General features: G+C 70.1%; 2 protein-coding genes. Both read left to right on the top strand.

All coding sequences use genetic code 11. The features are described from left to right. Positions 1–81 precede the first annotated feature (81 nt). A complete protein-coding gene (locus P409_RS32850; RefSeq protein WP_034848610.1) occupies positions 82–1701 on the top strand; it encodes a phytoene desaturase family protein in 1620 nt (539 codons plus the stop codon). Next, a partial coding sequence (locus P409_RS32845; protein ID WP_034848608.1) for an FAD-dependent oxidoreductase occupies positions 1688–2011 on the top strand: 324 nt, incomplete at its 3' end. The genes P409_RS32850 and P409_RS32845, both read left to right, overlap by 14 nt.

Genomic DNA, 2011 nt, shown 5'->3' with positions numbered 1-2011 from the left:
TCCCCCTGCCCCCCTCCCGCAAGGGGAGGGGGGACTCAAAAAGAGAAGCCGTTCCTACTCCACCCTCCCCGGCTATCACCCGTGACGACCTGGGACGTCATCGTCGTCGGGGCCGGGCATAACGGGCTGGTGGCGGCGGGCTACCTGGCCCGAGCCGGGCTCGAGGTGCTGGTGGTGGAGAAGAACGACTGGGTCGGCGGCGCGGCCGTGAGCCGGTCGCTGTATCCCGGCATCCTCTATTCCAACTGCTCCTATGTCTGCAGCCTGCTGCGGCCGGAGATCATGCGCGACCTGGAGCTGCCGCGGCACGGGCTGCAGGTCATCCCCTACGAAGGCGGCGCCGTGTTCACCCGCGACGGCGACGCGCTGGCCACCTACCGCCAGCACGACGCCCACCGGCGCGAGATCCAGCGCTTCTCGCTGCGCGACGCCGAGGCCTATGACCGCTATTCCGCCGACGTCACCCGGCAGTGCCGCTTCATCCGCCCGCTGCTGCTGCGCACCCCGCCGGACCCGGCGTCGCTGCGGCCGCGCGATTTGCAGGAGATGCTGTATCTCGGCCGCAAGTTCCACGGCCTGACCGAGACCGAGATGGCCGACACCATCCGGTTCTGGACCATGAGCATCGCCGAGTTCCTGGACGAGTATTTCGAGAGCGAGGTGGTGAAGGCCAGCTTCGCCCTGTCTGGCATCATCGGCACCGCGCTGGGCCCCTGCTCGCCCGGCTCGGCCTATGTGCTGCTGCACCACTACATGGGCGATGTCGACGGCGCCACCGGGGCCTGGGGCTTCGCCCGCGGCGGCATGGGCGCCATCACCCAGGCCATGGCCGGGTCGCTGCGCGCGGCGAAGGGCGAGATCCGAACCGGCGCGGCGGTCGAGCGCATCCTGGTCGAGAACGGCAAGGCCGCCGGCGTGGTGTTGGCAAGCGGCGAGGAGATCCGCGCCCGGCAGGTCGTCTCCAACCTCGACGTCAAGCGCACCTTCCTGACGCTTGTGCCGGAGACGGCCTTGCCGGCTCCGTTCGTCAAACGCGTGAGGAACTTCAAGATCCGCGGCTCCTCCGGCAAGGTGAACATCGCGCTGGACGCCCTGCCCCGCTTCCCGGCGCTGCCCGAGGGATCGCCCTGCCTGCGCGGCGACATGCACTTCACCGACAGCGTCGAGCGGATGGAGCGCGGCTATGACGACTGGAAGGCCGGGCGCTGGTCGGCCGACCCGTTCCTGGACATGATGATCCCGACCACGCTGGATCCGACCATGGCGCCGCCGGGGAAGCACTTCATGAGCTGCTTCGTCCAGTACTGTCCGCCGAAGGTCGAGGGCCGCGACTGGACCGATGCCGACCGCGACGCCTTCGGCAAGGCCGTGATCGACCAGATCGCCGAGTATTCGCCCGGCTTCCGCGACCTGATCCTGCATGCCGAGATCCGCACCCCGCGCGAGCTGGAGGCCGAGGTCGGGCTGACCGAGGGCAACATCTTCCAGGGCGAGCTGACCTTCGACCAGATCCTGTTCAACCGGCCGGTGCCCGGCTATGCCCAGTACCGCTCGCCGGTGGCCGGGCTGTACATGTGCGGCTCCTCCACCCATCCGGGCGGCGGGGTGATGGGCGCGCCGGGCCGCAACGCGGCGGCGGAGATCCTGCGCGACCTGAAGCGCAGGCCCGCGGTGATGAGCGACGCCTATGACGTCCTGTGACGCGATCGTCATCGGCGGCGGCCACAACGGCCTGGTCTGCGCCGCGCTGCTGGCCAGGAAGGGCCGCAAGGTGGTGCTGCTGGAGGCGGCCGAGGAGGTCGGCGGCGCCGCCCGCACCGTGGAGTTCGCGCCGGGCTTTCGCGTCTCCCATGTCGCCCATGTGCTGAACCAGCTGCATCCGGAGGTGATCCGGGCGCTGGACCTGCCGCGGCACCGCCTGGCCCTGGCCGCCAGCAACATCCCGACCACGGCGCTGTCGGCCGAGGACCGTCCGCTGACCCTGCACGGCGCCTTCGGCGAGCGGCTACTA

It is taken from the genome of Inquilinus limosus MP06, assembly GCF_000767795.1.
GTDB classification, from domain to species: Bacteria; Pseudomonadota; Alphaproteobacteria; order DSM-16000; family Inquilinaceae; genus Inquilinus; species Inquilinus limosus_E.
Note: the sequence above shows the minus strand (reverse complement) of the source record. Positions and strands in the feature narration are given on the sequence as shown.